This is a genomic window from Streptomyces sp. NPDC001903 (assembly GCF_042891345.1).
Classification (GTDB): Bacteria; Actinomycetota; Actinomycetes; order Streptomycetales; family Streptomycetaceae; genus Streptomyces.
The window spans coordinates 119,292-145,268 of the sequence record NZ_JBIASZ010000012.1; the positions used below are offsets into that span (position 1 = coordinate 119,292).

Genomic DNA, 25,977 nt, shown 5'->3' on the forward strand with positions numbered 1-25,977 from the left:
GTTCTCCGTGAAACCCCTTGTCCATGCCGTGGTGGGCTGCGGCCGCGTAGCCCCCAACCACGTCGACGGATTCACCGCGCTGCCGGACGCCGAACTGCGCTGGGCCTGCGACCGCGACCTGTCCCGGGCGCGCGCCCTGGCCCGGGAGTACGGCCTCCCGCGGGCGACCTCGGACGTGCGCGAGGTCTTGGCGGACCCCGAGGTCGACAGCGTCTCCGTCGCCGTCGACCACGCCGGGCACCACGAACTGGTCGCCGCGGCGCTCACGGCGGGCAAGCATGTGCTGGTGGAGAAGCCGCTGGCCATGACCGTCGAGGAGGGCGCCGCCCTGACGGCCCTCGCCGAACGCGCCGGCCGCGTCCTGTCGGTCGTCTCCCAGCACCGCTACGACCCGGTCGTCACCGCCGTGCGCGACTGGATCGCCGACGGCCTGCTCGGACGCCTCGTGTCCGGCACCGTCAGCCTCCAGTGCGGCCGCGACCACGCGTACTACGCCGAGAGCTACTGGCGCGGCACCTTCGCCGGCGAGGGCGGCTCCGCCCTGGTCAACCAGGGCTACCACGCACTCGACGTCACGCGCTGGCTGACCGGCGGCCTCACGGTGGTCGGCGCCGCCACCGGGCACACGGCTCCCCGTGGCGGCATGGAGACGGAGGACACCCTGGCGGCCGTCCTGCGGGGCCCGCAGGGCGCGTTGGTGACGTACCAGGTCACGGTCGCGAGCAGCATCACCTGGCGCACCCGCATCGAACTCGTCGGCACCGGCGGCTCGGTCCTCTTCGACCTGGACCACCCCGGCACGCTGCACCTGGCCGAGGGCGGCGACGCGCTGCGCGCGGCGGCCGCCACGGTGCGGGGGCAGGTCTCGCCCCCACCCGCCGGAATCGGCTACTACGGCATCTCGCACCGCCGGCAGATCGCCGACTTCGCCGCCGCGGTCCGCGACCCCCGGCACACCATGGCCGCCGACGGCACGGCCGGGCTCGAAACCCTGCGCCTGCTCCGGGAGATGTACCGCACGGCCCGCTCCGGGGGCGGGGGCGGGGCGCCGACCGGGACCGCGGCCGTGCGCGCGGTGACGGCTCGTGGCTGAGATCGTCGCGGTCGCCGGGGTCCCGCACACCCCCGGCTTCCCCGCCCTGGCCCGCACCGACACGGCCGCCGGGGCGGACGTGGCACAGCGCTACGCGGCGGTCGGCGAGGTGGTCGAGCGGGCGGACGCGGACGTCCTCCTCGTCCTGACCTGCGACCACATCAACACGTTCACCCCGGACATGTGGCCGACGTTCGCCATCGCCACCGGGGACGGCGCGCTCGGTCCGAGCGACGACGTCCCGGGCGTGCCGCCCACCGCGTACGCGCTCGACGCGGGCGTCGGCGCGACCCTCCACCGGGGCCTGGTGGGCCAGGACTTCGACCCGGTGGCCCTGCGCGGCCACTCGGTCGACCACTCCGTCGTGGTCCCATTGCACTTCCTCAACACGCGCGGGCTGCCCGTCGTCCCGGTGTACCTCAACGGCATGGTGGCGCCCCGCCCTTCGGCCGAACGCTGCAGACGGCTCGGCCGGGTGCTGCGGGGCGCCCTGGAGGACCTGCCGGGCCGCCGCATCGCGGTGGTCGCCAGCGGCAGCTTCTCCCTGGAGGTCGGCGGCCCCCGGATGCTGCCCGACCAGTTGTACGGCGTACCGCGGCCCGGTTGGGCCCGGACGGTCGCCGACCGGCTGCACCGCGGGGACCTGGACGGGCTGGTGGCGCAGACGACGGAGCGGCGCATCGAGGAGGCCGGGACGGTCGCCGGCGAGGTGCTGCCGTGGATCGCCGCCGCCGAGATGGCCGCGGACCTGTCCGTCGCCCACATGGACCACCGGACCGGCGAGGGACACGCCTTCGCGGCGTGGGGTCCGGCCTGAACCTCCGGTGGGGACCGGCCTGAACCTCCGCGGGCCGGCCTGAACCTGCGCGGGCCGGCCGCGCCTCGCCCGCACGGTGCGGGCGAGGCGTACGGCTCCGGAACGCGATCGACGCGTGCCGGAGCCCCACGGGGCACACCACACACGACGAAAGGACCCCCTGATGAGCGTCCACGCGATCGACCGCCTCTGCTACGACGTCGCGCACGAGCCGGGGACCCTGGAACGACTGCGGGCGGACCCGCGGCGGGAGCTCGCGGACCGCCCGCTGACCGCCGACGAGCGGGACGAGCTGCTGCGGGGCGACGTCGCCGCCCTGTACCGCCGCGGGGCCCACCCGGTGCTGCTCGTACGGCTGGCGGCCTTCCGCGTACTGGGCCTCGACCCCGCGCTCTACGCCGCCCGCATCCGGGCGGCCGAGCCGCGCTTCAGCGTGCCGGCGCCGCCGGAACGGGAGTGAGCCACTCGTCGTGCTTGGCGGTGACGGCGCGGACCGTGTCGTGGTAGCACGCTTCCAGCGCCCGGGTGACCTCCCCCGCGGTCTTGCCGTCACCGAGGCGGAACCCGTCGACCTCCACGGCCGGCAGCACCTCCGCAGCGGTGCCCATCAGGAAGATCTCGTCGGCGAGGTACAGCTCCGTGCGCTCCACGGGCCGGGCCTCGACGGTCAGGCCGAGTTCCTCCTCGGCCAGCTGGAACAGGGTCTTGCGGGTGATGCTGTCCAGGACCCCGCTGGCCAGGTCCGGGGTGATGATCCGGCCGCCCTTGACCAGGGCGATGCACGAGCCGGACGACTCCGTGACGTTCCCGGCGCCGTTGAGGAAGACGGGCCAGTCGGCGCCGCGGGCCCGGGCGTCCACATTGCCCAGCCGGCCGTTGTGGTAGTTCGAGAACACCTTCATCGACGCCGGAGAGGCACCCGGGTTGAAGCGGGGCCAGGAGCTGACGGCGAGCGTGCAGGTGCGCCCTCGGCCGAGCTTGCTCTCGAACTCCCAGGTCTCGATGGCTATCTCGGCCGGAGTGCCGCGCGGCACCATCTGCTCCTTGTGCGTCCCGGCGGCGAAGCCCCACGGTCGCACGTAGAGGTCCTTGCCGCTGGACTCCCACGAGGCGAGCAGCTCGACGGTGGCGGCGACGAGCGCGTCCGCGTCGAACTCGGGCTCCAGCCAGCTCAGCCGGAGCGAGTCCAGCAGCCGCTGCATGTGGTCGCGGAGCCGGAAGCCGTTCAGGACCCCCCGCTCGGCGCTCCAGTAGGAGTGCACGCCTTCGAACGCGGCGGAGACCGAGGCGTGTCCGACGGAGCTGATGTGGACCGTCGCCTCTTCCCACGGCATGAAGGTGCCGTTGCGCCAAATCAAATGCCCGTATTCAGAAGACACACTTACCCCTATCGGCAACCATTTGGACGCGGGCCCAGAGGGAGCCCTGACCGAACTCTAGATTTGGCCGTGAATCACTGTCAAGACGGTCACAATCAGCAGTCAATATCCAGTCCATGGGCGCGATTCAGCCCACTGCGGCACCGCCGACGCACCTCGCGCGGCGATCCGACCGCAGAACGACTCAGGTCGAGGAGAACGGGCGCCACGTCCTCGTCCGGCACGCCACCGGCAGTCGGAGCCCGGACGTGGTCGAGTCGGCGGGCAGGTCATCCAGGGCTGATATTCGCTGGCCGCCGCTTGTCGATGGTGGCCATACTGCCGCGATGGACCCAGTGACTCTTGAGACCGACCGTCTGGTGCTGCGGGCCTTCGGGCCTGCCGACGTGGATGCGGTGTACGAGGCCTGCCAGGACGAGGACATCCAGTTCTATACCCCGGTGCCGGTGCCGTACCGGCGTGCGGACGCGGAGACGCTCGTCGGCGAGAAGCTGCCCGGCCAGTGGGCCGAGGACAAGGACTACACCCTCGGGGCGTTCCGCAAGGACACCGGCGCCTTGGTCGGCTCGTACTGCCTGACCCTCATCAGCCGCGGCGTCTGGGAGCTCGGTTACTGGGCGGTCAAGGAGCAGCGCGGACGCGGGTACTCGGTCGAGGCCGCTCGGGCCCTGTGCGACTGGGGCTGGGCCACGCTCGACGTGCACCGCATCGAGTGGTGGGCCATGGCCGGGAACACCGGCTCGCGTGCCGTTGCCGAGAAACTCGGTTTCACCGTCGAAGGGACACTGCGCAATCGCAGCATCACCAACGACGGCAAGCCGCACGACTGGTGGGTGGGCGGACTGCTGAGGCCCTGATGCTCGGGCCGGTGCTTCGCCGGCCGCGTTGGCTCTACTACAGGGAAGTTCCCGGCTCGGACAACTTCCGCAGAACGTCTCGAGCGGTCGACATAATCGGCGCGAAGGGCCTGGTCCGGAGCGCCGGTGCGCCTCCGGAACCGGCGAACAAGTGCGCCCCCCGAACGGGCGGCTCGGCGGGCACCCGCCTCCGGATGGCCGGAGGATCAGTGTGGGGACACGCGACGGGAGCCGACCAGGGATGCCGAACACCGCCGGTTGCTCGAAGAGGGCGCGCATCGTGCTGTCCGGCGTGGTGGTCCTCGCCGGGGTCGCTTTGACCGGGTGCGGCGGCGATGCCCGCAACGCCGGGCAGGGGCCGGGAGCAGGCCCTCACCTCCAGGCAGCCCGATCCGGCAGGGTCACCGTCGTCTACGAGGCCCGGACGGTCAAACCCGAGGACCGGGAGGCCGTGGCATTGATCCGGAACTCCCGCGTGCTGGAGCGGACGGCCGACTGGGTGAACAGGACCCTCGTCCTCCCACACGACATGACCGTCAAGGTCACCGGCGACGTACCGCCCGGCGTCACCGACGCCGTCACGCAGCCCGACGGCAGGACCATCTTCATCCCCCCGGCGTTCCTGACCGACATCGAGAAGGCCCTCGCCAACGTGGTGAAGACGGTCGAACGGCCCGCCCCGGTCCCCGCGTCCGAGTACAACACCGACGATCTGACCGTACTGTCGACCGAGTTCATCTTCGGACATGAGATGGGCCACGCCTTGCAACGTCAGCTCCTCCTGGCCAACCTCGGCCTCGAAGAGGACGCGGCTGACGGCTTCGCGTCCTTCTACACCGTCAACGAGGTCGGGCCGGGCCCCTCCCTGGCGGCCGCGATCCTCTTCGACGAGATCGCCCGCAAGGAAGGCCGGCCGACCCTGGAAGGCTTGGCGAGCGACCACCCCGTCACCCAGCAACGGGCCTTCAACTTCCTGTGCTACCTGGAGGGCAGCGACCCGAAGAAATACCAGAAGTCCCTGGTCGACAGCGGCTACCTCCCCAAGACCCGCGCCCCCTTGTGCCCACAGGCGTGGGCCATGCTGGACTACGGCTGGTGGACCCAGCTCCAGCCCCACTTCAGCGCGGCATTCAAGGCGCAGGGTGGAGCGGAGCAGAAGAAGGCGCACGCGCGGCTGATCGCGGAGACGGATGCTCTGGCGAAGCGCATCGACGAGATCCGCACCGGCCACTGAGCCTGCCCGGCGCAGGCCGTGGTGCCCGCCACGACCTTGACGACCAGTCGGGTCCCGCCCGGCCGGGAGCGCACGCAATGGCTCACGGCCGGGGGGCAACGTATGCCGAGATCGTCGAGGCGGCGCGCGCCGACCGCACCGCCCTTCGGCAGTACGACCGCAGCACCCGTGCCGTCGCGCGATTCGGCTCTTCCGCCAGTCGGCCCATTCGTGTCGCAGGCATTGCACGCTCATTCCTAGGATCGGCCCAGGCGGCATGACACCCGCGAGGTGCCGCTCGCGCCGCGAGTCAGCCGAAGGGATCCGAGGTGAGGTCTGAGCCGCTCGACAGCAGTCGAGGCGCGGGGTCGAGGCGCTCCCCCTACCCGGCGCCCCGAGGAGTCCGGCGCTATCGCTCGCGGGGGCGCCTGGTGGTTCTGGGACTGGTCCTCGGCGCGATGGCTTCGATCCTGCCGGTCGGGAACGGGCATGCGTACGGCGTGGGGAGCGCCGGCGGTCGCAGGGGCGTGGAGCCGGACGCGGGGTGCCGGCCCACACTGGCCGGGGTCGCACACCAGGACGATGACCTCCTCTTCATCAGCCCCGAGGTGCAACGGCTGATACGCGCCCGGTGCTTCGTCGGCACCGTCTATCTGACGGCTGGGGACGCGGGGCGCCCGTTCGCCGGCGGCGACTCCTACGTCCGTCGTCGGGAGCAGGGTCTGCGGGCGGCTTATGCGCGGATGGCGGGCGCCCCGAACCACTGGTTCCGGGCAGACCTCACCGTGCGGGGGCGCGACCTGGTGTCCTACGTCCTGGCCGGCCGCCCCGACGTACGGCTGGTGTTCCTGCGGCTGCCCGACGGGTTCCCGACCGGCGTCGGCAGTCCGCGGTACGCGAGGCAGAGCCTGCTGAAGCTGTTCCGTGGGCAGTCCGCCACCATACGGCCGGTGGACGGGACCAAGCCCTACACGGAAGAGGAGCTGACCTCCGCCCTGTCAGAGGTGCTCGCAGTGCGCAAGGCGGAGCACGTGCTGACACTCGACTACGACAGCTCCACGTTCGGGGTCGGCCCGCCGAAGCCGGCCGATCACAGCGATCACGAGATCACCGGACGGCTACTTCGGAGGGCAGCCTTCCAGTCCCCCGCCCGCCCAGCCGTCACCTCGTACGTCGGCTACGGTCTGCCGCTGCTGCCACCGAACCTGACACCACGGCAGCGCCGCGACAAGAAGGCCGTGTACGAGGCCTACGCCGCGTACGCGGGATGCCTCACACTGCCATGCCCGTCCCGCATCACTCTGAGCCGGAACTATCAGAAGTGGATGGAGCGGGAGCACCGCAGGATGCACCGGCAACCCCGTCCTGGGGAAGTCGTATCGGCCATCGGCCGTACCACGGAGCGGATCGCGGTCGAGCGGTGCCTGACGCTTGGTGTCGTCAAGCGGCCCACGGCCGCCGTGACGACGAAGGACTGTGACGGCAACCTCGCCCAGCAGTGGACCTTCGCCGGTGGCGCCATCAAGGCGGCCGGGTCCGACAGTTGCCTGACCGCGGCTCTGCGCGTGGCGACCTGTGACGGGTCGAGCGGCCAGACCTGGTGGCGCGACGCCGACGGCAGGATCGGGTCGGGCCGGCGGTGCCTCCACCAGGACGATCTGGCGGAAACGGCCCCGCGCCTCACCCTGCAGGCGTGTTTCCCCCTTGAGCCAGAGCTGCGCTGGCTCTGGTAGGGCTGGGGGCCCGCTCGTCGCAGATGCGGTGGAAGGCGGCGTTTGAGGCCTCGACGCAGTGCTGTGGGCACCGACTAGGCTCATCTCCATGCCCGAGCCAGCCCGTGACCCTCGCATGCAGTCCTTGATCGACCGGCTCCGGCCGGGGGCCGTGAGAACGGTGAGAGTCACCGGGTTCGACGGAGCGGACGTCTTGGTGCAGCTTGTGGGTGCCGAGGGAGAGGAAGCCGAGATCGGTCGGATCCCTCGGCATGAGGCGTCGATGCGTCGGACGGAGCATCCGTCCGAGCTGTTTGAGGTCGGCCAGGAGATCGATGCCGAAGAGATCGGGCGTTGGCGCGAAGGCCGGCTTCACCTCTCCGCCAGGGCGTGCGAGATTCCGGCCTTGCGGTCTTTCCTCCTCTCGCTCGAAGAAGGACAGGTCGTCGCTGGGACGGTCTCCGAGGTGCCCGACTTCGGGGTCTTCGTTCACGTCGACGGCGAACCGGACGGCCTGTGTACCGGCTTCATCCGGGTGCCGGATCTGACGTGGGGCTGGATCGTCCATCCCCGCGAGGTGGTCGAAGCCGGCCAGCGGATCACCGCCGAAGTGATCATTGCCGAGACCCGCTCCGGCCAGGTCACGCTCTCCTTGAAGGCTCTGCAGGAAGATCCACTCATTCGGTTCGCGGATCAGGTCGGCCGGGTCCTCACCAAGCCGATCATCAAGATCGTCTCCTTCGGCGTATTCGTACAACTTGCTCCCGACATAGTGGGGTTTCTTCCTCTCTCAGAACTCACTGACGAGCCCGCCGAGACCCCGGATCAGCTCGTACATGAGGGCCAGCTGATCACGGTGAGGGTCGACGAGGTCGACCTCCAGCGTCACCGTGTGCGGCTGGGCTCCGCCGGCGAAGCGGGCAGAACCTGACGAACCGGCCCGGACTGGCGCTCGCGGCAGCCGACCTGGGCCAGGGCGTCTTCGAGGTCGGCCAGTGGGCCGCCCCCTCCTTGGCCCATACAACTCGACTGTTCGGTAACAGTTGTGACGGGGCGCCAGTTCCTCTGTGTTGTTTGATCACCGCCCGTGCTCCAATGTGCGCGCGGGACGGGGGAACCGCGGACGGAATGAGGACGGCGGGGGATCATGGAGAAAGCGGTACAGGTCGCGGTCTGGCTGGCGATCGCACTCGTGGGGTTGTTCGCGGGGGTGGCGTCGGCCATGGAGGTGAGCGGGGCGCTGGAGCGGGAGCGGGAGTACCGGGCTTCCCCGGTCTGCGCCTCCGTACCGATGACGGCGTCGGCATGTGTGTGGGAGCAGGCGTTCACGGTACGCGAGAGCGCCACCAACGCGGGCGCCGATGGGAAGGAGCCGACGGCGACGTTGCTGCTCCCGAACGCCAAACCGTGGAACGTGACGTTCCGTAACACCGGTCCGGTCTTGTCGCGGATGCGGCCGGGTGACCCGGTTGTCGGCGTGGTCTGGCACGGGGGCATCATCGAAGTGCGGGATGCCGACGGGCTGCGGCAGCAGACGACGCTCGGCCCGGTGGGGTGGCCGGCGGACCGGCTGGGGGGCGCTCTCGCCCTCATCTCGTTCGGCGTGATCGCCCTCGCCGGCTCGCTGTGGGCCATCGTCAAGCGCCACGACCAACGGCACCAACGCGCGGCGGCCATGGTGCGCTGGCACGGCGCCGCCCTGGGAGTCACCGCCATTCTGACGCTGTGGGCGCAGTCGAACAACAACTGGCCTGTGTGGGCGATCTGGGCGATCTGGGGGCCGCTCGCACTGATCCTCCTCGCCACGATGGTGGCCTCCGCCATCGCCGCGCTCCACGGCAACGGGGAGGGCTACGGCCTGTTCACCGAGCCACCGGTCCTTCCGGTCCCGTCTACCCGACCGGCGGCACGGGAGAGCTCGATGGCCCCGGACAGCGGGGGCCTGCCGCGTGAATACCGGATGAGCAGGGGCAGAAGGAACGGGCTCCTGGCCATCCTGGTCGCCAAGACTGCCGTCCTGCTGTTCACGTTGTGGACCGAGGACATCCCGCCCTTCTGGCTCCAGCTCGGCCTGAGCGTGCTCATGGCGCCGCTCGTGATCGTCTTCATCGTCCGCCTACCGTGGTCCGCCACGCTGGTCGACAACACCGGCATACGCGTCCGCGGAATCACCCACACACGCCGGGTGGCCTGGGAAGACGTCCAGGACATCAGGGCCGAACCGGTGCGCGGATCCGACGGCGACCTCGCGCCTCGTGTCGTTGCCTACGCCTACCTCACGGGCGGCCGGCGCACGCTGCTCAAACACCTGGACGAGAAGGACTACGACGTCGACAGGGAGATCGCCGTCCTGCTCGCCGCCCGGGCCGAACTCCGCGGCACGGACACCACTCCGGGCGTGTCGGCCGCCTGACCGTCGGGAACCGAGCCGGTACCGGGTGAAGCTCGTCCCCGAGGGCGCTCAAGACCACACGTCCCTTGAGCCCACGCCCGACGATCGCGGCGGCCGGACGGCGGCCGGACTGACATGCCTCTTGCTTGCCCACAGCGTCTGGCGAACCCACCGCGCCCCCGCAAGACGGCGCGGCCGGGGCCTCCCGGCCCTGACCACGGCCGGCTGCACCTTCGTCGCCGGGACGGCCCCTTCCTGCTCGTCTACGGCACAGGCTCCGACTGCCCGTGAAGAGGCAGGGGTGGAGACCGAGACCGTCAACGGCAGCTTTCCCGTCCACGTCACCCCCGATGACCTCGATGACTGGGAGAAGGCGCTTGAGTACCTAGCCGAGGGGCGGTTCGTTTCGTGGCTGAACTTCGGTCGGACGGTCCAGTTCAAGATCAAACCGCTGAGCCCCGGCGTGATCGGGGTTTCGGTCCATGACGGCCCGTCGTCCCAGGTGACGGTCAGTGTGCCTCTCTTCCCGGCAACCGGATGGATCGATGACCAGCGTGCACGGCTTGCACAGGCGCGGCGGGCACTCTCCATCTGACCGACCAGTGGAAGGAGGCTCGCCGCTCGCGACATGTCGATCTCGCGCGACCCGGGCGTTCTTGGCTGTCTCACGGCCTTGTCACCCGTGATCAGTCTCAAATCCGTGGTATTTCCTCGCGAGGGCGAGACCGAGATCAGGCGGCTTGTCCGAGCCGGCCGAGTACACCAAGCCGAGCCCGAGCACGAGCGCCACCGGCGAGCCCGATCGCGCACCGATGAGTTTCCCGCGCCACGCTGGTCCATACGCCGGACACCCACGAAAGGAAGGCTGAGCCATGCGGAAACTGATCTACGGCATGAACCTGACCCTGGACGGCTACATCGCCGCGCCCGGCGACAACATCGGCTGGAGCGTGCCGAGCGACGAGCTGTTCCAGTTCTGGTCCGACCAGTTGCAGGCGACCGACCTCACGCTGTACGGGCGCAAGCTGTGGCAGACGATGAGCTCCTACTGGCCGACCGGCGACGAGCAGCCTGGCGCCACCCCGGCGGAGATCGAGTTCGCGCGACGCTGGCGGGACATGGCGAAGGTGGTGTTCTCCTCGACGGTCGACAAGGTCGACTGGAACACCCGCCTGGTCACCGGCGACGCGGTCGCCGAGATCACCCGGCTCAAGGCCGAGGACGGCGGCCCGATGGACATCGGCGGCGCGACGCTCGCCGGGGCCGCCATGCGGGCCGGGCTGATCGACGAGTACGTACTGGCCACCGCGCCGGTCCTGGTGGGCGGCGGCACGCCGTTCTTCGCCGCACTGGACAACTGGGTGAACCTCAACCTGCTGGAGACGCGGACGCTTCCCTGCGGCGTGATCCTGACCAGGTACGAGACGAGGCGCTGAGCGACCGTCCCGGGTGGCCCGGACCACCGCCCGGGCCAGCTCGAGAGTGCCGTCGGCCCCGTGGACGACATTCGTACAAGACCGGGGGCCGGCAGCCCAGACATCCTCCCGTGTATGAACATCTTCGACGGCAAGAACTTGCACGGGATGCACGGGATGCACGTCGTCCACGACGGCCCGCCGGAGGCGCCGCCTCTGGTGCTCATCCACGGATCGGGGGCCTCGGGCAGCTCCTGGGGCCCGGTGGTGCCGGCGCTGGCCAACCGGCACCACGTCATCCGGATCGACCTCCCCGGCCACGGTCAGTCCGCGCCCGCGCCGTCGTACGAAGTGCCTGAGCAGGCAGCCAGCCTGGCCGCAGCACTCGATGAGCTCGACCTTCGTCCGGTCACCGTGGCCGGGCACTCCAGCGGCGGATACATCGCCACAGCGCTCGCCGAACAGCGCCCGGACCTGGTCGGTTCGCTCGCGCTGATCAGCAGTGGCCCGAGTCCCGACGCGCTCCTTCCACAGCCCGTCTTCCTCCGGGCCCTGATCGCCCCGCCGCTCGGCCCGCTTCTATGGAGAGTCCGTTCCGACGCGATGCTCCGCCGGGGAGTGACCGCGGTGTGCAACCGCCCGGTGGACGTCCCGGACGACCTGGTCGCCGAGGTACGGGGCATCGGCTACCGCACGTTCAGGACGGTGCTGCGCCAAAACGGCGCGTACATCGCCGAGAGGAGCCTGCCCGCGCGCCTGACCGCACTCGGCGTCCCTGTTCTGGTGATCTTCGGCGCTGCCGACCCCCGCTGGGATCCGTCTTCGGCGCACCACTACGACACGGTGCCGAACGCGCGAGTCGAGCAGCTGCCTGGCGTCGGGCACTTCCCCATGCTCGAAGCGCCCGAGGTGACCGGCGAGTTGCTGCTCCGCTTCGCGGCGGCGGGCCGCTGACACCCATCCCCTAGGCTGGTGCCGTGAGGTCCACCCCATCACCACCCGACTGGGCGTCGGTGGAGATCGCCGTGCCCCAACAGCCGGGTCGGCTGCCGGGGGTCAGCATGGCCGGGTTCCGCCAACGTGCTCCGGCGCACGTGAATATCGACATGGTCGCGCACCCCTCGATCACCCTCTTCGTGGACCTGAGCGACGGAGACGGCCTTGTCTACGACACCCACGGCCGGCGCGAATGCGGCAGCACGGTCGTCGGACTGTCACCGGGCGACCTTCGGCTCGGAGGCCGGGCGGCGGCCGGGCGGATCGAGTGCCTCCAGATCCGGTTGTCGCCGGTCCTGGCGGTTGCGGTGCTCGGCGCATCGACCGACCTCAGCGGGACGGTGGTCTCCCTGGAGGATGTCTGGGGCCGCGAAGCCGGGCGAACCGAGGAAAGGCTGCGGGCCGCCGCGTCGTGGGACGAGCGGTTCACGATCGCAGTGGATGCCCTTGGCCGACGGATGAACGCCCGCCCGTCGCTTGATCGAGAGGTGACCGCTGCCTGGCGGCTGATGCTCGCCAGCCGGGGGCGGGTACGCGTCGACAGCCTGGCGAACGAGGTGGGATGGAGCCGCAAGCGCCTGTGGTCCCGCTTCCGGTCGCAGATCGGCCTCTCCCCCAAGCATGCCGCCCGGCTGGTGCGGTTCGACCACGCGGCCCATCTCCTCGCGGCGGGTGACGCCGCCGCCCAGGTGGCGGCCGCAAGCGGCTACGTCGACCAAGCCCATCTCCACCGCGAGGTCAAGGCGTTCACCGGGGTGACACCCACCGGCCTGGCCGCCGCGCCGTGGCTCGCCATCGATGACGTCGCGTGGCCGACCGCGGCCGATCCCACGCTCGGCCGGCCGGTTGGGACGATGGTGGCCGGCCGGCCCGAAGAGATCAGCCCCGTGAACGGCCTGCCGGTCAAGCGGGCTGCCCGGCCGATCCGCCCAGCCGGCGCCCGGCGTGGTGGTCAGGGCGGAGCGACGGCGGTTCCGTAGGTGATGTGCACTTCACTGGTGCGGTTGTGCCGGTCGGCCCACTGGACCAGGGCTGCGCCGCAGGCGTGGTCCAGGTGGCGCAGGGCGGTCAGGTCCAGTTCCACGGCGCGGTGCGCAGGCAGCCGTTCGAGCGTGGCCAGGATCGTCGGCAGCCTCAGGAAGGTCGCATTGCCGCTCATCTCCACGCGAGCCGTGCCGGTGCCGGCGGTGTGGACGCGGAGCTGGATGCGCGAGGTGTCCCAGGCGGCCTTCAGGACGGAGAGTCCGAGACCGAGGAGGACGCCCTCGAACATGTTGACCGCGACGATGGCCAGGGCTGTGGCCATGAGGATCGCCGCCTCGCCGCGGTGCGCGCGCCACAGCGCCAGAAGCCCCCGCAGGGGCAGCAGTTTGAATCCCGCGTGGACGAGTACGGCTGCCAGCGCGGCCACCGGGATCGCTTCCAGGGCCCAGGGCAGGAGGGCGGCGAAGAGAAGGAGCCAGGCACCGTGCAGGACCCGTGCTGCCTTGGTCCGTGCGCCGGCCTGGACGTTGGCGGCGCTTCGGACGATGACGGCTGTGAGCGGCAGGGCGCCGAGCAGTCCGCAGACGGTGTTCCCCGCCCCTTGGGCGATGAGCTCCTTGTCGTAGTCGGTGCGCGGGCCGTCGTGAAGGCGGTCCACGGCGGCGGCGCTGAAGAGGCTCTCCGCCGACGCGATCAAGGTGAGGGCGAGTAGGGCGCCGATCGCCCCGGCGCTGCCGAACAGCGCGAAGTCGGCGGCGCCCGGAGGAGCGATCGCCTCGGCCAGCCCCGTGAATTCCAGGCGCGCCGCACCCGCCCCGGTCGCGCCGGTGAGGGCGGTCGCGCCGGCGACGGCGACCAGCGGGCCGGGAACCGTGCGGAGCCTGGCCGGGGCGTGGGGCCATGCGGTCAGCACGGCCAGGGTCAGGCAGCCGATGCCCAGGGCGGGCCAGGAGGGCGGGGCCATCAACAGCTGCGGGATGCCGGCGAGTTTGGCGAGGCCGCCGGCCGGCTGCGCCGCGTCCGCCATCGTGTAGAGCTGGCCCGCGATCACGACGAGGCCGATACCGGCCAGCATGCCCTCGACGACGGACAGGGAGATGGCGCGGAAGAAGCGCCCGCAGCGGGCCAGGCCGAGGAGCACCTGCAGGACTCCGGCCGCGACGACGAGGGCGGCCAGGCCGCCGAGCCCGTACGTCTGCACGGTCTCGAAGACGAGCACCGTCAGGCCCGCGGCCGGTCCGCTGACCTGGAGACTGCTGCCGGGCAGCAGCCCGGTGAGCAGTCCGCCCACGATGCCCGTGATGAGCCCCTGCTCGGCGGGGACGCCCGAGGCGACGGCCACGCCGACGCACAGGGGCAGGGCCACGAGGAAGACGACCAGGGAGGCGGTGACGTCCCGCCCGTACGGCAGGCTCCGAAGGCGGCGGCGCCGCGCCCCGGACGGGTGGTCCGTACGCGAGTGCCCGGCCACGGCCCGGGCGTCTCGCCTGGAACCGCGTCCCCGGTTCACAGCGGTCCGAGGGCCTGGACGGCCCCGCGGTGGGTGTGGGCGCAGACGGAGATGTCCGGGACGTCCAGGGCGGTGACGGCGTAGACGAACAGGGCTTGAGGGCGCTGTCCGCGGGCGAGCGGACTGAGGTCGACGGCGTGCCGCCGCGCCAGGTCGTCGTGGAAGCCGTGGGCGCGGGCGATGAGTGGTTCCATGCGGATCTGCCTCGTACGGGATGCGTGCTGACAGGGGTGTCGGGCACACGGCGCCCATCGCACGGGCGGCTGCCGGGAGGCTCGCCGGGCGTACGAGAAGGGCGCCGTGCGGCCCTGTCAGCAGCGGAAGGTCTGCAGACCGGCAGGGGTGGGCTCGCCAACGGGTGCGGCGGGCCGCTGGGAGCTTCCCGGGGAGCCGGCGCCCGAGAAGGTGCCGGGTTCGGGCAGACGCGGCAGCAGAGCGGCGTGACGCACGACGGAGCCGGCCCGGATGCCCGCGCGTGCGGGTACCGGCACGGTGTGGGCGCGGCCCCTCATGACGCCGTTGTCGCGCTGCCCGCCCTCGTGGTGGCCGCTCTCGGCGAAGGCGGTTCCCGGCGGCTGAACCTCAGGTGCCGCGGGCGCGAGGGCCGCGACGGGCCGGGGCGGCTGGGCGGCAGCCGGCTGGTCATGGGGGAAGACGAGGTGGAGGAAGACGACGGTCAGCAGCAGCACGAACAACCCCCGGGCGCTACGCCTCACCCCGCCCCCTCCCCGCCTTCTCGTGATGGGCGGTAACGCTACCGATGCCCGCGGGCCCAGCCGTGCGAGTGGACCCGAGATGGCTCGATCGGGTGACCAGCGTGGGGCGTTCGGCTGCGCAGATGCGGCGTGTGCAGTACCGGGGTGGAGCGCTGCGCACTCACGAACAGCCCGGCCGGCAGGGCTCATGTACCGTTCCGCGTCCGCAGCGGTGTCCTGTGCTGCCTCCACGGGTGGGGCCTCGCTTGACTGGTGGACGGCGCGACGGGTAGGGAGAGGCTGTTCATCGCGCAAGGTGTGAAACGGGGGACATATGAAGCCGCTCGAAACGGGGGATCCCACCTCGCTCGGCGAGGGCCGCTACCGGCTGGTGGGACGGCTCGGTCAGGGGGGCATGGGCGTGGTCTACCTGGGCCGTTCCCGGTCCGGCCGTGCGGTCGCCATCAAGGTCGTACGTCCCGAGCTGAGCACCGAGCCCGGATTCAAGCGCAGGTTCGCCGACGAGGTCGCGGCGGCGCGGCGGGTCGGCGGCTTCCACACCGCTCCGGTGGTGGACGCGGACCCGGACGGGGAGCCGGCCTGGCTGGTCACGGCGTTCGTGCCCGGCCCCACCCTGCAAGCGGTACTCGCTCGCGTCGGATCGCTGCCCCTGGACACGCTCACCGTCCTCGCGGCCGGCCTGGCCGAGGCACTCGACGCGATCCACCGCGCGGGGGTCATCCACCGCGACCTGAAACCCGCGAACATCATCATCGCCGAGGACGGGCCGCGTGTCATCGATTTCGGCATCGCGCGCGCCCTGGACGGCACGTCACTGACACAGACCGGCATGCAGGTCGGCACGCCGGGCTTTCTGGCACCCGAGCAGCTCACCGGCGGTAGGGCGCTCACCCCTGCGGTCGACATGTTCGCTCTGGGGGTGGTGCTCACACAGGCGGCGGGCGGCGCCCCCTTCGGCGACGGCCCGTCCGCGGCCAGGCACTACAAGGTGGTGTACGAGGAGCCGGACCTGACCGCGGTGCCCATTGAACTCCGCGAAGCCATCGGCGCCTGTCTGTCCAAGGACCCTGCGGCACGGCCCACCCCGGCCTCCTTCCTCGGTACTCTCACCGTCCGCCACCCGGACGGCGGCTCCTGGCTGCCGGAAGCGGCAACGCAGCTACTCCCGGCCCCGGAGCCGATGGTGCGGCCCACGGCACCGGACAGCCCGTCGGAGACCCGGCTGGACACCCCGCAGAACGTCCCGCAGGACATCCCGGAGGACATCCCGCTACCGGATGCCGCCCCGCCCGTCGTCGCGGACCCCCGTACGGAACAGTCGCGCACCGTGACGGGGTCCGCGGCACAGCTCTCCCCCGGCCCGGCGCAGGTACCGCCAGTCGTCGCGGGGAAGCCCCGGCGCCGCCGCGCGGTGGTGGCGGCGGTGCTCGTGACGTGTCTCGCCGCCGCCGGCCTGTTCGTGTGGCAGCCCTGGAACCGCTCGACCAAGGACAGTTCCAAGCCCCGCGCCTCCTCGCCCTCCGGATCCGCCTCGGCCCCTGCACCGTTCCCGGCCGATCCGCTGCTGATCCGGCAGGACACCGCCCCGGGCTGGCCCGGGACGTGCCACGGCGTCATCGCCCGCCGGGACGCTTCGGCGGAGAAGCCCGTGGGGCTCATCGCGGGCGGCGCAGGCACATGCGACATGCTGCCCCAGTGGTCCCCCGACCGCAGGTCGTTCGCATTCACTCGCAGCACGCCCGAGGGCACGGCCGTCTGGACCGCCAACGCCGACGGCTCGAACGCGCGCCGGATCACCTCCATCGCCGGTGGCAGGGTGTCGTGGTCGCCGGACGGCAGCCAGCTCGCCGTGCTTCGTATGAAGGACGGCGTACAGCAGCTGTTCGCGGTCGGCGTCGCCGACGGCGCCGCTCGCCAGCTCACCTCGGGCGGGAGCCAGGTCGAGGATCCCGCGTGGTCGCCGGACGGCAAGAGCATCGCGGTCTGCCTGCAGACGGATCCCGAAAACTGGCAGATCCACGTGGTCGATCCCGCCGCCCCGAACCGCGCCCCGACGCAGGTGACCCGGCTGCCCCACGCGGCACACGACCCGGTGTGGTCACCCGACGGCGCCACCCTCGCCTACACGGCGGGTGTCTACGGCAAGGGCACCCAGGGCGACATCCACCTCGTGGACTCCGACGGAGGCAACGATCGCGAACTGATCGCGACCAGCGCCCATGAGATGGACCCCACCTGGTCCGTCGACGGCACGTGGGTGGCCTTCGTCCGCGGCCCATACGAGCTGCCCGTGATCTGGGCCGTGCGCGCGGACAAGACCGGCGAGCGCGCGCTCACCACCGGTGCCTCCGCCGAGGGGCATCCCGCCTGGCGCTGAGAGCGCAGGAGGCCGGTCAGGTCGTCCGTCCGCAGGGGACGGGCGCCGACGGCGCGATCGGAACACGCGAGGCGAGCGCTCACCCTTCCCGCATGCCGTCACGACGTACCAGCGCGACCTGCAGGGCGCCCATCCGTCCCATGCGGTGGCTCGGGAAACCAGGAAGTGCTGTCGCGATGGGCCCTCGCTGCTCAGGCGTGCTCGTCCGAGGGCTGCCGGGCAGGCTGGACCGACCAGCTTGGCGGCTCGTCGTCGCCTGAGTCCTCGTCGCGCTCCGCGTCCTCGGCTGTCGCGTGGATCTTGCCCGGCGCGTGGTGGACCGGCGCGTATACGGCGTAGAGCTGCAGGGTCTCTTCGCCGATGTTGGTGACGTTGTGCCAGGTGCCGGCGGGCACGAAGATCGCCCAGCCGTCCTCGACCTCCCGGTCGAAGTCGAGTCGATCCTTCGATCGGCCCATCTGGACGCGGCCCCGGCCTGCGTCGAGTCGTAGGAACTGGTCGGTCTCCGGGTGCGCCTCCAAGCCGATGTCCTCACCCACCGGGATCGACATGAGGGTCAACTGAAGGTACTTCCCGGACCAGGCGACCGCGCGATAGTTCTTGTTCTCGAGCGTCGCCTTCTCAAGGTCGAAGCTTTGAGGTTCCGGCCCGATGTCCTTGATGGTCACACTTCTCTCCCGATCAGCGAAGGCGGTACGTGGTACGCGGTACGCGGTTGCGGTCTTGCGCCGGCCCGCGTCAACACTCTCAGAGCCCTGGGCTCCTCTGGCCGCAAACACGCGAGCCGACGGCGCACAAACACGACACCTCGTCGGTCGGGTCAGGCCTCCGTGGTCATCGAGCACCCGGATGCGCTCGGGGGGTCCGGTGCCTGCCGGAACTGGCGCCGGTAGGCCGAGGGACTGACACCCATGGTCCTGCGGAAGTGGTGTCGGAAGCCGGCGACCGTCAGGCCCACCCGGCCGGCGATCACGTCGACCGGGTGGTCCGCGGATGCCAGCAGCACGGCACCGGCCCGGATCCGCTGCTCCGTGAGCCAGCGTCCGGGCGGCAGACCGGTCGTGTCGACGAAGCGGCGTTCGAACTGCCGTACCGACAGGTGAGCGACCTCGGCGAGTTCGCCGACGGCGAGACGCCGGTGCAGGTTGTCCAGCGCATGGCTCATGGCGCTGCCGATGGGGTCGTCCGCCGGGGCGTCGGCGACCACGGGATGCTCCGCGAACTGGGCCTGGCCGCCCTCGCGGTGCGCCGCCACGACCATGCGGCGCGCGACGCGGGCGGCGACGGCGGAGCCGTGGTCCTTGCGGACGAGGTGCAGGCAGGCGTCGATGCCCGCGGCGGTGCCGGCCGCCGTGATGATCGAGCCGTCGTCGATGTAGAGCACGGATGCGTTGACCGTGACCTGCGGATGGCGTGTCTGGAGCAGCCCGGCGTGCCGCCAGTGCGTGGTCGCCTCCCTGCCGTCCAGCAGGCCCGCGGCGGCCAGGGCGAACGCCCCGCTGCAGATCGACACCACCCGCGCGCCTCGCGCGTACGAGGCGCGCAGCGCGTCCAGAACGGCGGGCGAAACGTCACGGCGTACGTCCGGCACTCCCGGGACGATGACGGTGTCGGCGAACCGGAGCCGGTCCAGGCCGTGGTGCACCACGATGTCGAAGCCGCCCACGACCCGGTGCGGTCCGGGCCTCTCGGCGCACAACTCGAACCGGTACCAGCCGTCCACGTCCAGCTCCGGCCTCGGAACGGCGAAGACCTCGGCGACGGTGGCGAGCTCGAACGGCGCCATCCCGTCGAAGGCGAGGCAGGCGATCCGGTGATGACCCATGGCGGGATCCTAGCGGTGATCGCCGTTCACGACACTGTCACCCGAGCCCGGTCCGCCGGGAGTCTGATGCCATGAACCGTGACACCCTTACCCCGCTCACCTTCGGCATGCTCGTCTTCGACGAGGTCGAAGTCCTCGACATGGGAGGCCCCTTCGAGGTCTTCAGCACGGCGGGCCGACTGGCCCGTACCGCCACCGACGAGCCCCTGCTGCGCGTCGTGACGGTCGCGGAGGCAGCCCGTCCGGTCCGCGCCCGTGGCGGACTGAAGGTCGTGCCGGACCACACCCTCGACGAGGACCCGCCCTTCGACATCCTGGTGATCCCCGGCGGGGTCACCACGGCCGTCGAGGAGAACGCGCAGGTCATCGACTGGCTGGCCCGGCGCCGCAAGACCTCCGCGCTGACCTTCAGCATCTGCACCGGCGCCTTCCTGCTGGCCGCCACCGGCGCTCTGAACGGCCGTCCGGCCACGACCCACTGGGAGGATCAGGACGAACTGGCCGACCGCTGGCCGGACGTCCGGGTGCGCCGCGACGTGCGGTGGGTCGACGACGGTGACATCGTCACGTCCGCGGGAATCAGCGCGGGCATCGACGCCAGCCTCCACATCGTCGGGCGCCTCCACGGTGTCGAGCTCGCCCGCCGCACCGCCCGCCAGATGGAATACGGATGGAACCCCGGAGAGGGAGACGCGCCCGGCGGCCTGCGCTGACGCCCCGATGCCGCCCGTGAACGCGCGAGCGCGCGGGCGGCCGGTGATCGGCAGGCTCCGTACCGCGGGTCGTCAGCGGGTGCGGCGGGGGCCGCCGCGGTACGGGCGGCGGCGGGAGACGGCCTCGGGAGCGGCCTCGGGGGACGAGAAGCCGCCGGCCACCGCCGCACGTGCCGGAGCCGGTGAGGCGGGGAGGGAGGAAGCCGGGGCCCCTGCCGTGGCGGAACGCGGCGGCGCTGACTGCTCGGCGCGGCCGAGGACGGCGGTGTGGGAGATCAGGGGTGCACAGGCCTGACAGATCTCGGCGAGCGTCCAGACCTGGCCGACGGCCGGGTTGTGGATGAGGACGAGCAGGGGGGCACCGGTGCACGAGGCCCTGGTGTCCTCGTGGAATCCGCATTCGGCGGCCCGGCAGGCACACGCCGCGTTGGGGCGGACAGTGGCGAGGCGCGCGTGCGCGCGGCAGTGCTCGGCGGCGAACCGTCGCATGGCCGCCGTGTCCTTGGACCGGGGCGGCATGCGGCATGCCTCGTTGTTGCAGGTGACGGAGACGGTGTGGTCACCGTGGCCGGTCAGACGGACCGTCCACGTCCGCCCCGGGACACGGGATCCGGGAATCGTGGTCAAAGCAGAGTTGTCCGTTCACATCTGTGCGGTGGTGTGCCCACTGTTCGACAGTCGCGAGTCACGCGTGTGGCGACAGTGAATTGTCCGCGGCCCCGGCGTCGGCACGGACCCCGTAATGGCGGCCCGGTCACGCGGAGAACCGCAGCTCAGACGAGGATACCGGCCGAGCGCATGAGGCCTTTGTCGCACGCCGTTCGGCATGTGTCAACGGCTTGCAGCCCCGTCCGGGCCAGATCTGGGACACCCGGAGCCGCCAGCCGCTTCGGTCACTCGGCGGCCACGCCGGTCCGGTGAACGCTGTGGTCATCAGTCCGCCGCAGCTCGGTGCTCAGGGCGGAGCACGCAAAGGACATGGCGTCGCGGCTGACCGCTCTCACTTCGGGCTCAGGGGAGAGAAGCTGAGCGACTGGTCCTTGGCGTTGTAGAAGTACAGGTCGTGTGCAGGACTGCCGTCGGCGTGGGGCATGTCCACCTGCCCGATGGCCGAGGCGCCCACCCCGAAGAGCGACAGTCCGCCGATGCCGGGCGGTGGCACGTGGCACACCGGGTCGACGCCCGTCGCGTCCTCGCGCACGTAATGGATGTACGCGCTGCCGTCGATCCCGGAATACCGCACCAGGTAGGGCTGGTGGTCGATGTCCAGGGGCGCGACGTGCGTGATCGTGCGCTTCCAGAAGCCGGAGCGCGAGGCGAAGGCCATCGTGAAGCCGGTCGGGGTGAGGCGGCGGATCATGACCTCGCCGGTGTGCATGCGGTAGGTCATGGCGTGGGGTTCGCCACGGATCATCAGGGCCACGACGGCCGTGTGGCCCCGTCCCCACTGCATGGTGTTGACGGGTACCGGGTCGGCGGTGGCGCTGTCGAGGCGGAAGAGCCCTGCGTCGCCGCTGAGGTAGTCGTAGCCGATGTAGTGGGGCGCCCCGGCGACGTGAAGCGTCACCACGTGGGTGTGCGTGGCGTGGCCGGGCGGTGTGGTGTGGGTGGGGGTCAGTACGGTCGCGAACTCGTTCATGGCGAAGATCGCCTGGGCTCCCGACCCGGCCTGGTGGCCGAGGTAGTGCAGGGTCCCGCCGAGTTCGAAGGGGACCAGCGAGCTCCAGCCGGCGCCAATGGACCCCGTACCCAAGGAGTGGTTGGTCTCCAAGAGGGGCGGTGTGCCGTCGGGGCGGTGGTGCACTCCGTAGTAGCCGACGGCCGGGGAGATCGCGTAGGCGCCGGTGGCCATGCTGTGGGACAGCATGCGCGGTGGGTGCGACGCGGCCATGAAGCTCTGCACGTGCGTCCAGGATCCCGCGGGGCACGGGGTGGGTCGGCTCAGGCTGAGCAGGTGGCGTCCGATGTCCAGACGTGCCCTCATCTCGCAGACCCGGCAGAACGGATCGTTGCTCTCGCGCATGCGGCACTGCAGGGACGGCCGGAAGACGCCGCAGTCGTGGTGGTCCGCGCCCTCATAGGCGCCGACGGCACCGGCGGGGATCGGCGGATCGGGGTCGGCGATGACGGGGTGTTCGCGCGTGCACGGCGTGCTGGTCACCGTGGTGGGCACCTGCCACGGAGGCACGGTGAGGAGGTCGGACCACTTGATCTTGACGGCGTCCTTCACCTTGGTGACGTTGGGGGCCTCGGGCTCCGGCGCGACGGCCGGGATCACGGACACGGGGTCGGTCCTGTCGCGCGTGTAGGGATACTCGTCGGCGAGCTGAAATGCCTGGTGCCCGAGTTCGTGGACGGCCACGTCCGGCCAGGAAGGTCGGTTCTTGCTGAACCAGCCCACTTCGCCGTGCATGGTTCCGCCGTCGAGGTGCGTGTTGTTGACGATGACGAGGAAGTGGCTCACCGGTTGAAGGCGGGGCTGTCGCCGCACGAACTCGATCACCTTGGCGGAGTTCCCGTAGAGGCTGCGTTCGATCTGTTTGCCCTGGAAGGTGTCGCGGCCGAAGACGGCGCCGAACTCCGTACCGAACGTGGATTCGGCCGCCGCAGGCGTGCGAAGCTGGATGCCCTCCCCGCTGTGTGCCGAGGCCTGGCGGACCATCACCACGTTCAGCAGCGGACGCAGCTCGGGCCGGGAGAACGGCGCGGTCACGAGCAACCTCTTGACGAACTTCGCCACGTCGGCGTCGAACAGCCCGTTCTTCAGGTCGGCTTGCGTATAACCCTCGGGCACCACGGCGACGGTCCAGCCGTGGGCGACTCTGCTGAGGTCACCGAGGACGAACTCCACGACCTTCACGGGTACTCCTTCAGTCGGGCCGGGCGAGCCGTCAGGCCGGGACGATGCGCTAGGCGATGGGCAGGGAGAAGATCTCGGACGCCGCTTCGGTCAGTCTTCCGGCGTCCGGCGGGCTGCTGAGCAGGACGACCGTGGCGCCTTCGCGCAGTACCGGCGCCACCAGCTCGAAGGTGCCCCGAGGACTGTCGATCGGCATGGTGGAGAGACCGACCTCGGGGTGCGGGACCTCCCGGACCACCTCGATCGGCCGATGGCGGCTGCGCCGATAGAGCACCCGGCCGGCGGCGTCGCGGACCTCGTACCAGAACCCGGAACGCCCCTGGGGCGTGTCGTCGGGGTCGGCGCCGCGCGGGGCGGTCATCTCCAGGTCCTCGCGGGAGACGAACCGTACGACCGGGCCGCCCGCGGCCCAGTCCGCGCCGTCGTAGGAGAACTTCAGGCGCATGGCCCTGGGTTCGGCGGGGGTGGGGTCCGGGTCGGGCGGAGAGCCGGCGAGCGCCGACCACGTCTCGGGGGTCATGGTTCCGGTGGTGGCGAGTCCGTGGGCCGCCTGGAAGTCGCGCACGCCCGCCTCGGTGGCCGGGCCGTACGCACCGTCCGTGTCGAGCTGCGGTTCGGCGCCCTTCCGGGTGAGCAGCCGCTGTACGAGGGCCACCGGCGGGCCCGTCATGGGCGGCAGGCGGGGGCCGGGTTCCAGCAGCGGGAAGGGGGCGGCCACGGCGAGCGCGAACCAGACGGGCGTGTCGACCTCGTCCCCGGGGGTGAGGAGCGGGCCCGAGCGGAACGCCTGTACGGCGGCGAGGGTCAGGACTCCGAAGTTGCCGTCGATGACGAGTGCGGGCTGCGCGACCCCGGCGGCGTTCAGCAGGCACTGGGCGAGCTTGACGTGGCCGTCGACGGCGTGCGGATCGGCCATCAGGGCGAGTACGGGCAGCAGGGCCCACTCCAGGACCTCGGGTTGGGCGGTGTCCGCGACCGGCTCGCCCAGCCGGGGGATCACATGGTGGCGGACGGTCGTCGCCTCGGGCGCGAGAGCGCCGGCGCCCGCGTACTCGACGACGATGACGCTCTCGCCGAGCGGCAGCGCGCTCGTCGTGACGGCCGCCCGCCCCTGCTGGTCCGGTTCGGCGGTCCCGAGGATGGGGCCGCCCTGCAGGGAGAACGTGACCGTGCCCTGCGGCCCGGCGGGGTCCGTGGCGTCCGGGTCGGTGGGGCGCACGAACGCGCCGAGGACGACTTCCTGCCCCTCCTCCGACGGATTGGGCGAGGTGGGCGGGCTGACGGCGTAGCGACCGGCGACCGAATACGGGAAGACGACGGTGCCGTCCCGCTCGACGTCGAACCCCCTCCTGAAGACGCCCTTCGTCGTCCGGGGGACGTAGCCGTGGGCGGGCAGGAGTACGTATTGCGCCTCGCGGCCGCCGCGCCGGAAGGGCGGGGGTCCGGGGCTGCTCACCTGGATGTTGTAGATCCCCACGAGGTCGCTGTCCGCGTCGTTCGTGTCGATGACGACGGGGTATCCGTCCAACGCGAGCGTGCCGCCGACGCCCGCGGCGCAGCCTGCGTACTGACAGGCCACGAAGACGTGCCCGTCCCGGTCCACGCCGTAGTGGAAGTCCGCGACGACTCCCGGCCCTGGCTGGAAGCCGTAGAAGTCCGCCGGAAGAAGGGTGAGTTCGTTCACGGTGGCCCTCGGAAGCCACTCGAACGGGCGGGCCAGCCCCAGGGGCAGCAGGTCGTGCGACAGCGCCGTGCCGTCGATGCGGATCGTACGCCCCCGCAGCAGCAGCGTGCTGCCGTCGGCCGCGGCGAAGCCGGAGAACTCCTGGCCGACCGTGACACGTCCCCCGGAGTCCACGCCGTACCAGAAGTCCGCAACGATCCCCGGCCCTGTCTGGAAGCCGTATCCGGATGCCGGAAGCACCGTCAGTGCGTTCACGGAAGCTCGGGGAAGCCACTCCAACGGGCCGCCCAGACCCAGGGGCAGCAGGTCGTGCGACAGCGCCGTGCCGTCGATGCGGATCGTGCGCCCCCGCAGGACCAGCGTGCTGCCGTCGCCGCCGGCGTAGCCGCTGAACTCGGGGCCCACGGCGACGCGTCCTTCTGCGTCCACGCCGTACCTGACGTCCGCGGTGACCGTGCCGGACTGGAACCAGTACCCGGAGGCCGGCAGTACCGTCAGCTCGTTCACGGTCTCCCTCGGGAGGAAGGCGTCGACGCCGGCCAGGCCCCGCGGCAGCACGTCGTGCGACAGCGCCGTGCCGTCGATGCGGATCGTGCGCCCCCGCAGGACGAGAGTGCTGCCGTCGCCGGTGGCGTAGCCGCTGAACTCGGGGCCGACGGTGATGTCTCCGCCGTGGTCGACGCCGTACGTGACGTCCGCGGTGATCCCCGGTCCCGGCTGGAACCAGTACCCGGCCCCCGGCAGTACCGTCAGCTCGTTCACGGTCTCCCTCGGGAGGAAGGCGTCGGCGCCGGCCATACCCCGCGGCAGCACGTGGTGCGACAGCGCCGTGCCGTCGATGCGGATCGTGCGGCCGTGGACCGTGAGGGTGCCGCCGGACGTGGAGGCGTAGCCGGCGGTGTCCGCAGCGGCGTGGACCGAGCCGTCGACGGCCACGGCGAAGTCCAGCTTGCCGTTGCCTCCTCCGAGGCGGTACTGGCTGCACGGCAGGAGGGACAGGTCGTGGGGCCGGTCCGACTTCAGGGGCTTCTGGCCGGCCTCCAGCTTGAGGTCGTGGTCGAGAGCGGTCCCGTCGACGCGGACGGGCAGGCCGTGGAGGGTGAGAAGGCGGGTGCCTCGTCCCTCGGCGATGCCGTCGAGGGCGGCATCGAAGTCGAGCGTGCCGTCCGCGGCCACGGAGAAGACGACGTCGGAGGCGGGTGAAGGGTCCTGCCGCAGGTGGTAGGTGCCGGGTGCCGGGAGCGTCAGGGTGGGCGGCGGGCTCTTCGAGCCGTCGACCGGGCCGATGCCCGCCTCGGGAACACTGAACGACGGCACGGTGAGGCGCGAGGTGTCGATCTGGATGTCGGCCATCGTTTGCTCCCCGCTGTCGGGCGGTCGTGGGGACGGAGGGGCGTGCGGCGAAGGGGCGTCGGAACGGGGCGTCGGATCCGT

Annotated in this window: 23 protein-coding genes; 14 read left to right on the top strand and 9 right to left on the bottom strand. The window is 71.3% G+C overall.

Going from position 1 to position 25,977, the window contains the following annotated elements; all coding sequences use genetic code 11:
• The first annotated feature begins 7 nt into the window (after positions 1-7).
• The 3 genes from ACFYZS_RS25375 to ACFYZS_RS25385 all read left to right on the top strand — a co-directional run bounded on the left by ACFYZS_RS25375 (position 8) and on the right by ACFYZS_RS25385 (position 2,370).
• Entirely contained in the window at positions 8-1,093 is a 1,086-nt protein-coding gene (locus ACFYZS_RS25375) for a Gfo/Idh/MocA family protein (protein WP_389016770.1), read from the top strand.
• Positions 1,086-1,910 (top strand): hypothetical protein, encoded by an 825-nt coding sequence (locus tag ACFYZS_RS25380; RefSeq protein ID WP_389016773.1) that lies wholly within the window; start codon positions 1,086-1,088, stop codon positions 1,908-1,910. Before ACFYZS_RS25375 ends, ACFYZS_RS25380 begins: the two co-directional genes overlap by 8 nt.
• A 163-nt stretch (positions 1,911-2,073) precedes the next feature.
• The gene (locus ACFYZS_RS25385; protein ID WP_389016776.1) at positions 2,074-2,370 is read left to right on the top strand and encodes a hypothetical protein; all 297 of its coding nucleotides are present in this window, start codon (positions 2,074-2,076) and stop codon (positions 2,368-2,370) included.
• On the opposite strand, the gene ACFYZS_RS25390 is transcribed toward ACFYZS_RS25385, so the two are convergent.
• Positions 2,339-3,244 (bottom strand): aminotransferase class IV, encoded by a 906-nt coding sequence (locus ACFYZS_RS25390; protein WP_389016779.1) that lies wholly within the window; start codon positions 3,242-3,244, stop codon positions 2,339-2,341. The two genes, ACFYZS_RS25385 and ACFYZS_RS25390, sit on opposite strands and share 32 nt — an antisense overlap.
• A gap of 371 nt (positions 3,245-3,615) precedes the next feature.
• On the opposite strand from ACFYZS_RS25390, the gene ACFYZS_RS25395 reads away from it, so the two are divergent.
• From ACFYZS_RS25395 to ACFYZS_RS25435, 9 genes are all read left to right on the top strand, one after another.
• Positions 3,616-4,146, top strand: a complete 531-nt coding sequence (locus ACFYZS_RS25395) for a GNAT family N-acetyltransferase (protein ID WP_389016782.1) — start codon at positions 3,616-3,618, stop codon at positions 4,144-4,146.
• Between the two features lie 241 nt (positions 4,147-4,387).
• Positions 4,388-5,380 carry a DUF4344 domain-containing metallopeptidase gene (locus ACFYZS_RS25400; RefSeq protein ID WP_389016785.1) on the top strand — a complete coding sequence of 331 codons (993 nt, stop codon included), beginning with the start codon at positions 4,388-4,390 and terminating at the stop codon, positions 5,378-5,380.
• Between the two features lie 410 nt (positions 5,381-5,790).
• Positions 5,791-7,092, top strand: coding sequence for a PIG-L family deacetylase (locus tag ACFYZS_RS25405; protein ID WP_389016788.1), 1,302 nt, complete (start codon positions 5,791-5,793; stop codon positions 7,090-7,092).
• A gap of 115 nt (positions 7,093-7,207) precedes the next feature.
• A complete protein-coding gene (locus ACFYZS_RS25410) occupies positions 7,208-8,002 on the top strand; it encodes a S1 RNA-binding domain-containing protein (protein ID WP_389017252.1) in 795 nt (264 codons plus the stop codon).
• Between the two features lie 216 nt (positions 8,003-8,218).
• The gene (locus tag ACFYZS_RS25415; protein ID WP_389016791.1) at positions 8,219-9,484 is read left to right on the top strand and encodes a PH domain-containing protein; all 1,266 of its coding nucleotides are present in this window, start codon (positions 8,219-8,221) and stop codon (positions 9,482-9,484) included.
• Positions 9,485-9,764: 280 nt separating this feature from the next.
• Positions 9,765-10,058, top strand: a complete 294-nt coding sequence (locus ACFYZS_RS25420; RefSeq protein ID WP_389016794.1) for a DUF5959 family protein — start codon at positions 9,765-9,767, stop codon at positions 10,056-10,058.
• A gap of 277 nt (positions 10,059-10,335) precedes the next feature.
• A complete protein-coding gene (locus tag ACFYZS_RS25425; protein WP_389016797.1) occupies positions 10,336-10,899 on the top strand; it encodes a dihydrofolate reductase family protein in 564 nt (187 codons plus the stop codon).
• A gap of 114 nt (positions 10,900-11,013) precedes the next feature.
• A complete protein-coding gene (locus ACFYZS_RS25430; RefSeq protein ID WP_389016800.1) occupies positions 11,014-11,832 on the top strand; it encodes an alpha/beta fold hydrolase in 819 nt (272 codons plus the stop codon).
• A 107-nt stretch (positions 11,833-11,939) separates the two neighbouring features.
• On the top strand, positions 11,940-12,854 hold the full coding sequence (locus ACFYZS_RS25435; protein WP_389017255.1) for a helix-turn-helix domain-containing protein: 915 nt from the start codon (positions 11,940-11,942) through the stop codon (positions 12,852-12,854).
• Here ACFYZS_RS25435 and ACFYZS_RS25440 read toward each other — a convergent pair.
• From ACFYZS_RS25440 to ACFYZS_RS25450, 3 genes are all read right to left on the bottom strand, one after another.
• A complete protein-coding gene (locus ACFYZS_RS25440; protein ID WP_389016803.1) occupies positions 12,827-14,329 on the bottom strand; it encodes a SulP family inorganic anion transporter in 1,503 nt (500 codons plus the stop codon). The genes ACFYZS_RS25435 and ACFYZS_RS25440 overlap by 28 nt on opposite strands.
• 35 nt (positions 14,330-14,364) lie before the next feature.
• The gene (locus tag ACFYZS_RS25445; protein ID WP_389016805.1) at positions 14,365-14,562 is read right to left on the bottom strand and encodes a hypothetical protein; all 198 of its coding nucleotides are present in this window, start codon (positions 14,560-14,562) and stop codon (positions 14,365-14,367) included.
• A gap of 117 nt (positions 14,563-14,679) precedes the next feature.
• Positions 14,680-15,084, bottom strand: coding sequence for a hypothetical protein (locus tag ACFYZS_RS25450; protein ID WP_389016808.1), 405 nt, complete (start codon positions 15,082-15,084; stop codon positions 14,680-14,682).
• A gap of 313 nt (positions 15,085-15,397) precedes the next feature.
• Between ACFYZS_RS25450 and ACFYZS_RS25455 the strand changes: the two genes are divergently transcribed.
• Positions 15,398-17,461 carry a protein kinase gene (locus tag ACFYZS_RS25455; protein ID WP_389016811.1) on the top strand — a complete coding sequence of 688 codons (2,064 nt, stop codon included), beginning with the start codon at positions 15,398-15,400 and terminating at the stop codon, positions 17,459-17,461.
• Positions 17,462-17,652: 191 nt separating this feature from the next.
• Here ACFYZS_RS25455 and ACFYZS_RS25460 read toward each other — a convergent pair whose 3' ends face one another.
• Together ACFYZS_RS25460 and ACFYZS_RS25465 are read right to left on the bottom strand one after the other, a co-directional pair.
• Entirely contained in the window at positions 17,653-18,129 is a 477-nt protein-coding gene (locus tag ACFYZS_RS25460) for a cupin domain-containing protein (protein ID WP_389016814.1), read from the bottom strand.
• A 152-nt stretch (positions 18,130-18,281) separates the two neighbouring features.
• Positions 18,282-19,286, bottom strand: a complete 1,005-nt coding sequence (locus ACFYZS_RS25465) for a helix-turn-helix domain-containing protein (RefSeq protein ID WP_389016817.1) — start codon at positions 19,284-19,286, stop codon at positions 18,282-18,284.
• Positions 19,287-19,357: 71 nt separating this feature from the next.
• On the opposite strand from ACFYZS_RS25465, the gene ACFYZS_RS25470 reads away from it, so the two are divergent.
• Positions 19,358-19,999, top strand: a complete 642-nt coding sequence (locus tag ACFYZS_RS25470; protein ID WP_389016820.1) for a DJ-1/PfpI family protein — start codon at positions 19,358-19,360, stop codon at positions 19,997-19,999.
• Between the two features lie 72 nt (positions 20,000-20,071).
• On the opposite strand, the gene ACFYZS_RS25475 is transcribed toward ACFYZS_RS25470, so the two are convergent.
• From ACFYZS_RS25475 to ACFYZS_RS25485, 3 genes are all read right to left on the bottom strand, one after another.
• Positions 20,072-20,626: a hypothetical protein gene (locus ACFYZS_RS25475; RefSeq protein ID WP_389016823.1), complete on the bottom strand. Its 555-nt coding sequence runs from the start codon at positions 20,624-20,626 to the stop codon at positions 20,072-20,074.
• 373 nt (positions 20,627-20,999) lie between these two features.
• The gene (locus tag ACFYZS_RS25480) at positions 21,000-22,859 is read right to left on the bottom strand and encodes a M64 family metallopeptidase (RefSeq protein WP_389016826.1); all 1,860 of its coding nucleotides are present in this window, start codon (positions 22,857-22,859) and stop codon (positions 21,000-21,002) included.
• Between the two features lie 49 nt (positions 22,860-22,908).
• Positions 22,909-25,896: a peptidoglycan-binding protein gene (locus ACFYZS_RS25485; protein WP_389016829.1), complete on the bottom strand. Its 2,988-nt coding sequence runs from the start codon at positions 25,894-25,896 to the stop codon at positions 22,909-22,911.
• Positions 25,897-25,977 lie beyond the last annotated feature (81 nt).

What these genes read in the sequence shown, in the direction of transcription:
- ACFYZS_RS25465 (WP_389016817.1), bottom strand. Translation starts at nt 19,286, where the DNA reads ATGGGTCATCACCGGATCGCCTGCCTCGCCTTCGACGGGATGGCGCCG.
- ACFYZS_RS25470 (WP_389016820.1), top strand. Translation starts at nt 19,358, where the DNA reads ATGAACCGTGACACCCTTACCCCGCTCACCTTCGGCATGCTCGTCTTC.
- ACFYZS_RS25390 (WP_389016779.1), bottom strand. Translation starts at nt 3,244, where the DNA reads ATGCCGTGGGAAGAGGCGACGGTCCACATCAGCTCCGTCGGACACGCC.
- ACFYZS_RS25395 (WP_389016782.1), top strand. Translation starts at nt 3,616, where the DNA reads ATGGACCCAGTGACTCTTGAGACCGACCGTCTGGTGCTGCGGGCCTTC.
- ACFYZS_RS25435 (WP_389017255.1), top strand. Translation starts at nt 11,940, where the DNA reads ATGGCCGGGTTCCGCCAACGTGCTCCGGCGCACGTGAATATCGACATG.
- ACFYZS_RS25410 (WP_389017252.1), top strand. Translation starts at nt 7,208, where the DNA reads ATGCAGTCCTTGATCGACCGGCTCCGGCCGGGGGCCGTGAGAACGGTG.
- ACFYZS_RS25445 (WP_389016805.1), bottom strand. Translation starts at nt 14,562, where the DNA reads ATGGAACCACTCATCGCCCGCGCCCACGGCTTCCACGACGACCTGGCG.
- ACFYZS_RS25385 (WP_389016776.1), top strand. Translation starts at nt 2,074, where the DNA reads ATGAGCGTCCACGCGATCGACCGCCTCTGCTACGACGTCGCGCACGAG.
- ACFYZS_RS25430 (WP_389016800.1), top strand. Translation starts at nt 11,014, where the DNA reads ATGAACATCTTCGACGGCAAGAACTTGCACGGGATGCACGGGATGCAC.
- ACFYZS_RS25415 (WP_389016791.1), top strand. Translation starts at nt 8,219, where the DNA reads ATGGAGAAAGCGGTACAGGTCGCGGTCTGGCTGGCGATCGCACTCGTG.
- ACFYZS_RS25455 (WP_389016811.1), top strand. Translation starts at nt 15,398, where the DNA reads ATGAAGCCGCTCGAAACGGGGGATCCCACCTCGCTCGGCGAGGGCCGC.
- ACFYZS_RS25485 (WP_389016829.1), bottom strand. Translation starts at nt 25,896, where the DNA reads ATGGCCGACATCCAGATCGACACCTCGCGCCTCACCGTGCCGTCGTTC.
- ACFYZS_RS25400 (WP_389016785.1), top strand. Translation starts at nt 4,388, where the DNA reads ATGCCGAACACCGCCGGTTGCTCGAAGAGGGCGCGCATCGTGCTGTCC.
- ACFYZS_RS25425 (WP_389016797.1), top strand. Translation starts at nt 10,336, where the DNA reads ATGCGGAAACTGATCTACGGCATGAACCTGACCCTGGACGGCTACATC.